Origin of the sequence: Pseudomonas huaxiensis (assembly GCF_003231275.1) — a bacterium.
GTDB lineage: Bacteria > Pseudomonadota > Gammaproteobacteria > Pseudomonadales > Pseudomonadaceae > Aquipseudomonas > Aquipseudomonas huaxiensis.
The window spans coordinates 1-6,814 of sequence record NZ_QKVL01000082.1 but is presented as its reverse complement, the minus strand read 5'-3'; the positions used below and the strand labels follow the sequence as shown (position 1 = coordinate 6,814).

General features: G+C 55.8%; 6 protein-coding genes and 2 pseudogenes. 4 read left to right on the top strand and 4 right to left on the bottom strand.

Annotated elements, in window-relative coordinates; genetic code table 11:
- Positions 1–183: 183 nt before the first annotated feature.
- Positions 184–1,251 carry a phage integrase gene (locus tag DM374_RS31865; protein WP_110973456.1) on the bottom strand — a complete coding sequence of 356 codons (1,068 nt, stop codon included), beginning with the start codon at positions 1,249–1,251 and terminating at the stop codon, positions 184–186.
- A 4-nt stretch (positions 1,252–1,255) separates the two neighbouring features.
- Positions 1,256–1,492, bottom strand: coding sequence for a DUF4224 domain-containing protein (locus tag DM374_RS31860; protein WP_110973457.1), 237 nt, complete (start codon positions 1,490–1,492; stop codon positions 1,256–1,258).
- Between the two features lie 781 nt (positions 1,493–2,273).
- Between DM374_RS31860 and DM374_RS31850 the strand changes: the two genes are divergently transcribed.
- Both DM374_RS31850 and DM374_RS31845 read left to right on the top strand, forming a co-directional pair.
- Positions 2,274–3,110 (top strand): hypothetical protein, encoded by an 837-nt coding sequence (locus DM374_RS31850; protein WP_110973455.1) that lies wholly within the window; start codon positions 2,274–2,276, stop codon positions 3,108–3,110.
- 204 nt (positions 3,111–3,314) lie between these two features.
- Entirely contained in the window at positions 3,315–3,929 is a 615-nt protein-coding gene (locus DM374_RS31845; protein ID WP_110973454.1) for a recombinase family protein, read from the top strand.
- Positions 3,930–4,401: 472 nt separating this feature from the next.
- Here DM374_RS31845 and DM374_RS31840 read toward each other — a convergent pair whose 3' ends face one another.
- Complete coding sequence (locus tag DM374_RS31840) at positions 4,402–4,755, bottom strand: hypothetical protein (RefSeq protein ID WP_110973453.1); 354 nt, start codon at positions 4,753–4,755, stop codon at positions 4,402–4,404.
- 654 nt (positions 4,756–5,409) lie between these two features.
- Here DM374_RS31840 and DM374_RS31830 point away from each other — a divergent pair.
- Positions 5,410–5,619 (top strand): annotated as a pseudogene (locus DM374_RS31830) (KUP/HAK/KT family potassium transporter); the annotation flags it as partial.
- Between the two features lie 128 nt (positions 5,620–5,747).
- Here the strand turns inward: DM374_RS31830 and DM374_RS31825 are convergent.
- Entirely contained in the window at positions 5,748–6,296 is a 549-nt protein-coding gene (locus DM374_RS31825) for a cytochrome b (protein ID WP_110973451.1), read from the bottom strand.
- A gap of 186 nt (positions 6,297–6,482) precedes the next feature.
- On the opposite strand from DM374_RS31825, the pseudogene DM374_RS33930 reads away from it, so the two are divergent.
- Positions 6,483–6,667 (top strand): annotated as a pseudogene (locus tag DM374_RS33930) (hypothetical protein).
- Positions 6,668–6,814: the final 147 nt, after the last annotated feature.

The window sequence follows — 6,814 nt, the reverse complement described above, 5'->3', positions numbered from 1 at the left end:
CGGTCTTGAAAACCGTCGATGGGCAACTATCCTAGAGTTCGAATCTCTACGCTTCCGCCATATTCAAGGCCCTGATTATTCAGGGCTTTTTTCGTTTCTGGAGGGCGGAAAACTCGACGCTGAAAAGGCCAAGTGTTCCGCAACTTTTCGATGGTGTTCCGCAACTCTTCCGTAAAAAAGGTTTCATCGGGTTGGATTCACGATCTCTCCGACGCGCCGGTAAACAGTCTCCGTGATTCGCTTATCGGTGTGGCCGAGTAGCCTGCTAGCGTGCGCCAGGTCTTCAATTTCACTCGCTGCCTTTGGGCGGATGTCGCGAAACTGGAACTGACGGATACTTTCAGCTAGGGCGCTGTCCTGCTCTTCAGCTGCTTTAGCGGCTGCCTTAGACCTCGCATCGTCAAAGCGAAGGCGCAGCATCGCTGGTGTTACGTTGCGGCCATCCTCTGTCACGATCAGGTAAGGGTTGCGCACCCCTCGCGCCTTGCGTTGGGTAAGGAGGCGCTCCACCAGTATCCCCAACTGGCTGGTCTCTGTTTCCGACTCAAGACGTATCCTCAGTTTTTTTGTCGTTTTTCCCTGAGCGAATTGCAGAAAACCATCAACCACGTCTGTCGCCCGGGTGGCCAGTACATCCGCTGGACGTTGACCGGTCAGATAGCCCAAATCCATTGCATCGCGCAGCTCGGAAGCGGCTTGCTCGTAGACAGCATCCCAGATCGCCGGTCCTGCATAGAAGTCCCTAGGTGTCTCCTTGTTTTTGCGGATACCGGTCGCTGGGTTTGGGCGATCAGTAATGCCCCACTCCCTTGCCATGTTGAAAATGTGAGAGAGAAGGGCGATCTCCCGATTCGCCCTAACCTTGCCTGTCCGCCGATCTCGATACTGGGCAAGTACTTGAGGTGTAATCAGCTCCATCGGAGCATCATCGAAGGCTTTGCGCAGCTGTTTGAGCTCGGCCAGGTTGTCCTTCTGGGTTCGCGGCTTTTTACCCGGAATGACATCTCTCTCATAGCGATCGAATAGCTGCCCCATCAAGCGCGTTATCTTTGGAATGGCCTTCCTGTCGAGCTTCGCCCATTCCACTTTGGCGATGTCCAGGTCGTTTCCTAAAGGTATCTCTCGACGCCTGCCATCTTCGTCCCTGCCGTCGTAGTAGTAAGCAACCCAGATGTTGCCGTTTTTGCGCTTTCGCGTACGCCGAATCATTCGCGGCGGAAGATCTCTATTAGCGGTTTGTTTCGGACGCATCTTGCTAACCCACCCGAGACAAATCAAAAGTCCAAGTTTCTGCGACGGCGTTCATTGCTGTTGGCTTAACGCCAGCCAGCTTTAGGCGAGCGTACACTCGGCCAACGACCGGACGTCTGGCGCCAGATAGAGCGTATTGCCATCCATTAGTGGCTAACCATTGAATTTGTTTCGAAGGCAGTTGATAGCCAGTGATAGCTACAATTTCCTCTTCACCCAGAGTTTCAGTCTGAATTTCCATGGTTTTCTCCGCGCCGCGCATGGCGGCAGAGGTGATGAAGAATTCGTTCAGGCGCATGCTTGATAAGAACCCAACACGGTGTGCTCATTGGAATGTTCGCTCCCTGCCAGGGAATATGTTTGGGATCAATTTCAGCGCTCCGTATCAGTCCGTTTGAGTACAAGCTACCGGGGTTCAGGAGGGATAGGTTTCGCTTTCAAACGCTTTTAGCGTCGGAAATTAAAATTGCCGTAAAAGTTATAATTCTTTTATCTAGGCTCGCTTTGACGTTGGTGTTTGGCAGGAATCATTGGTTTTCTCAAAATATATGCAGTTCATTGTGCATACGGGAATTGAGTACCCCTGAATGCTCGTCAGTATCGTTTCGTCGCCCTCCACAACCATGAAGCAGGGGTGGCCACGACGGAAACGCATTCCCCGCCCGGTGTAATTGCGCAGGATGATTTCCCAAGAGTCATCGTCGTAGTAGACGCCCGTGATCTCTGCCCACATGGCAGTAACGCTACTTCCAACAATGCCTTCAGGCGTCAGGCAGAAAATCTCTACGTGGTTTTCCTCTGCGACAGGTACGGCGTATATCCGGCCATTCGGCGCTATGGGTGGGAAAGTCTATCCATTGCCCAAGTGACGAAATTTCATGGTGGCGCTCCGCATGCATGAGGTTGCTTGACACGCTATGCCAGGCTCTGGAAATCCCAAGCCGGCACCGCTCAAAGGCTGATGCCGTTGGGTTTCCTGAAGGTCTCCGTAAGCTGTGGCGATCAAAACAGGGAGTGGCGCCATGGGTAATAAATCAACAACGATCCGAATCGGCTTGCTGGCCGCGACAGTAGCTCTTCTGGTTGGGTGCTCTGGCACCCAGGGGGCTAGGACTGTGCAGCTTCCTGAGCCGAAAGATGTACCGAGGGAAAAATGGTCGGATGCTATGCATGTTCTGACCGCCATGGGGATTTCCGGGCAGCGTGACGTTCCAATCGAGCTGGCAGGGGCAGTTGATAGGGCGAGCCCGGCCAGCGGCTCTGGAACAGTGCTCGGGGATGCTGGATTAAGCGCGGTTAGCTTCGCTTCGCCACCTACAGGTTTGAGTGGTGGCGCAGCAGCGGGAATTAGCTTGGGCTTGATGCTGTTGGGTGGCTCGAGCGATCCGGTGCGTGCAACTCAGGTTGTCGCGTGGGTGCCCGCTGACCAGGCAAGCTCGGCGGAGGCGGCGTCAGCTCTCGCATTGCGTAAGGTCGAAGATGCTCGCAAGAGAGTTTTTGCCCATGGCCTATCGAAGTTGCCAATGCAGACTGGTAAGTATCCTGATGGCCATGCCCGCGGCTATGCATCCCTGGCAGATAGCTATGCCGAGCGGCCGATTCCATACAGTGACGAGGCTGCTAAATCGCCGAACTTTCTGAGATCGCCACTCAGCTACGGGCCGATCTTTATACGTGACAACCAGTTCACGCTTGATTCCTACAAGAACGACATGACGACGTCGGAAGCCATACTGCTTGTATCGCAAGATCTGCCTGAGTGGATCTACATCTACCACCCTGGCCAGCGGCTGAGGAAAAACTCGATCCCTGCGGCAATCTTCAATCAGGGCACGGCGTTTTACTTTGTAGGGAAGTAATTGCGTAATTGGCGGTCACGTGATTGCAGTTACGCAGTAATTTTGCTGGGCTGTGCCGTGGGTTTTTCGCAAACCTTCGGTGATTTTTTGAGTATGCCTTCATAGATACGGACAAAATACTGAGAAATACACAGATTTACTTGATAAGTAACACTCATAGTGCAACAGCATTAGGACAACACTCAAACTGATACAGGTTGCACTATGTTCATCCGCGCCTACCTCCGGGCCTCCACCGACGAGCAAGACGCCGGCCGCGCCCGGGCCTCCCTGGAAAAGTTCGCCAGCGACCATAACAAGGTCATCGCCTGTGAGTACCTGGAGAACGCCAGCGGTGCCGCCGCAGATCGGCCGGAGCTGCTGCGCCTGCTCAAGGATGCCCGCAAGGGTGACGTGCTGCTGGTCGAATCCATCGACCGTCTCTCCCGTCTCCCTGCCGATGACTGGGCCACGCTCAAGGGCGCGATCGACGCCAAGGGCCTGCGCATCGTCGCGCTCGACCTGCCCACCAGCCACCAGGGGATGCGTAACACGCAAGGCGACGAGTTCACCGGCCGGATGCTGGCCGCGATCAACTCGATGCTGGTGGAGATGATGGCGGCGATCGCCCGGAAGGATTACGAGCAGCGCCGCGAGCGCCAGGCCCAGGGTATCCAGAAGGCCAAGGCCGCAGGCAAATACCAAGGGCGGCCGGTGGACGAAGAACTGCACAAGCGGGTCAAGGAACTACTGGGGGCCGGCCTGGGCATCCGAGCCACGACCAGGCACGCGAACTGCTCCACCACCACCGTGCTGCGCATTCGAGACTCGGCAGCCTGATCAATAATCCGCGCCACAAAACCCGACTTCGCCATTTTGTGGCGCGCAGAAAAAGGCCCCGCTCAGATCGATCCGGCGGGGCCTTTCTCTATGCTTCTGCACCCACCCTGCACCCATGAGTGCAGTGGGTAGACCCGGGCGGATCGCTGGAAACCTTGATTTTTAAGGTGTCCCAGGGCCGGTTCGAACGGCCAATCTTCCCCTTAGGAGGGTAAAGCTTGGTGCTTACAAAGGTCGGCCTGAAATGAACTGCCTCAGCGCATTGGTAAGCTGCTTGGTGCAGGCCTGGGGGGCGGCCGACCCCTCGCCATAGAGGGTGCAGTACCACCACAGTGCTTAAAATCCGCGATCAAATGACCGAGTGACGACGCGATTTGAAGTGTTGTCGAGCCGAAGCGAGATTCGCATGAATTTTACCCAGGTAGGAGACTGTATCTGCAGCCAGAGCAGCATCCCGCTTGCCTGGAATAGACTAGTTCGTCTTACGGCCCAGGCGACGGCGTAGCGCTCGGATCATCCCAGCGCGCATGAGAACGGTTGTGACTGACACCGCAAGCGCGATAACGCCCACCATTTCGCCGAAACGGACGAACGCAACGATGTTCACCAGGGCGAGAACCATAAGGCCAAAGAACTCGGCATTGGCCTTGCCGGCAGCCAGAGCCTGATGTTCGGTGAGCATCCACTTCGGCGAAAGGCAGAAGGGGCATACAGACGACTCCGGGTCATGGCCGCCCACGGGTACTCCGCTGATGTAGAACGGCGCGCTGGTGATTACCTTTGGAACCATCATCTTCTTGCAGCACTGGCACTCAACTTTGCTCATGGCGTGAACCTGCGGGATTGGCACATACCAAAATATTACCCGAGCGCTAGTGAATCCCAAGCCACCGCCAGGCGAGCCAGCAGGTGTCTGCAAGGTCAGTCGGTGTGATTTTTTTTATCGAGATGATCCGCGACCTTGTAGCCAATTACCGCTGCCAATCCCAACGTTCCGATTACGCCAATGACCGCGTAAACGAGTAGCTCAATCGCGTCCATGTCTTGCTCCTTCTGGGCTGAAAATTTGCACAGAATTCAGCTTCTCACCTGCTGTGCCAATCCCAAGTATTTCTTCCTTCTGAAATCTTTCTTCGCCGGTACCTGGCTGATTACATTCCAGAGCAACCGGCGCACCGCTCACATCCGCTGCGCGACACGTGTTCAAAAACATGCTCACAACACCTCTCTTACTTATGGGAGTCTGACGGTTCACCTCACATAGAGGAAATATGCCCAATTGTGCCGAAGGGGTGTCGTGAAGGGGTGTTGCCGCTGTAACCCGCATGGTTACAGGGTTTCAGTTTTTTTGAGTGTCTTGTACGGGTAAGGGGTGTTGTAAAGGGGTGTTGTCGTCGAGGCAAGGGGTGTCGTGAAGAGGTGTCGTCGCTGCAGTTCTATGGGTACAGGGTTTCCGCTGTTCGCTATGTGCCATGATGGTTTGTGTCACCTGGACGGGCTGGATTTCAGCCCGATGCGCAGCACCTACTTCCTCAGTCGCGAGGCAGTGATCTCGACCAAGCGGATCGGCATGGCGCGCTGGCGCGAGGGCGTATTCGCCTTTCTATTGAAGGACGCCAACAGCAACGTGCGCTTCTTCAACCTGCCGTTGAACCGTGTGATAGAGCTGGGAACCCAGGTGGAAATTTGAGTGCCGCCTTCGCGATTCGTTGGGCGTCGGGCTTTTGTAGGAGCCAGCAAGCTGGCGATGCCTTTTGTTGCAGAGCTTTCTCCAGCAAGCTGGCTCCTACAGACATCCACTGCTAGGCCGCAGGCGGCTTAGTCGCGACCGGGGAGCATGCGCACGACGGTGTTGTCGCGGCTGATGAACTGGTGGAACAGGGCGGCAGCGGCGTGCAGGCCGATCAACCAGTAGCCGACGACGCCGGCCAGTTCGTGCCATTCCTTGATCTCGCCGGCCAGCGGCGGGTTCTTGCCGATCAGTGCGGGTAGTTCCAGGCCAAAAAACGGAATTGGCTTGTCGGCCGCGCTGAGCACCAACCAACCGGCCAGCGGCGCACCGATCATCAGGGCGTAGAGCGCCAGGTGCATGAGCTTGCCGAGGGCTTGCTGCAAGCCTTGTGGTGCCGGTTTGATGTTTGGCGTCGGGGCTATCAGGCGGGCGAACAGGCGCAGCCAGACCAGCGCGAAAACCCCGAGCCCGAGCATGAAGTGCCATTGTTTGAGCAGCTCGCGGGTGTCGCTGCCCTTGGGAAAGTTTCCCTTGAGTTCGATACAGGCATACAGGCCGGCAATCATCACTAGCATCAGCCAGTGCAGGGCGATGCTGAGGCTGCCATAGCGGGATTCGGTATTTTTCCAGGCCATCGCGGTTTCCTTGTTAGCGCTGAGTCCGCCGGGGGGCGGGGAAGTGCTGGATAATGAGCGGGCCAGCTTAAGCCAGCCTTAATTGTTGATGCGGTGCGCGAAAAACGTGCGTTTCCACAGGACGCTTACAGTCGACCTGACTCCATGGGGGAAGAGACTAGGATTGTGAGAGGGCCGATGAAGGGAATGATCGAGGCGGGAGAGCCGTTGGTTCAGGCTCTCCACGCTATGCGTGAGTATCACGAAGCTGTGGCGGCTGGGCGTCGAGTCGAAGACGCAGAGCGTCTCCGTGTGCTGGCAGAATCGCTGTTTCAGGCATGAGTGACAACCAGCTCCGGGTGCTCGGCGGTACGGCTCCGATTCTGCACTAAACTCGCGTAGTTGGATCAGCTCAATTCAGTTCCGCAACTGAAAAAGCGAACCTGATTGCTTAAGGCCTCCAGCCCGTTCAGATTGAGCGATTTGCGGAATCAAAATGTATGTATCTATATGTTTTTAAACGAAATTTTTATGGACTT

What these genes read in the sequence shown, in the direction of transcription:
- DM374_RS31865 (WP_110973456.1), bottom strand. Translation starts at nt 1,251, where the DNA reads ATGCGTCCGAAACAAACCGCTAATAGAGATCTTCCGCCGCGAATGATT.
- DM374_RS31860 (WP_110973457.1), bottom strand. Translation starts at nt 1,492, where the DNA reads ATGGAAATTCAGACTGAAACTCTGGGTGAAGAGGAAATTGTAGCTATC.
- DM374_RS31850 (WP_110973455.1), top strand. Translation starts at nt 2,274, where the DNA reads ATGGGTAATAAATCAACAACGATCCGAATCGGCTTGCTGGCCGCGACA.
- DM374_RS31845 (WP_110973454.1), top strand. Translation starts at nt 3,315, where the DNA reads ATGTTCATCCGCGCCTACCTCCGGGCCTCCACCGACGAGCAAGACGCC.
- DM374_RS31840 (WP_110973453.1), bottom strand. Translation starts at nt 4,755, where the DNA reads ATGAGCAAAGTTGAGTGCCAGTGCTGCAAGAAGATGATGGTTCCAAAG.
- DM374_RS31825 (WP_110973451.1), bottom strand. Translation starts at nt 6,296, where the DNA reads ATGGCCTGGAAAAATACCGAATCCCGCTATGGCAGCCTCAGCATCGCC.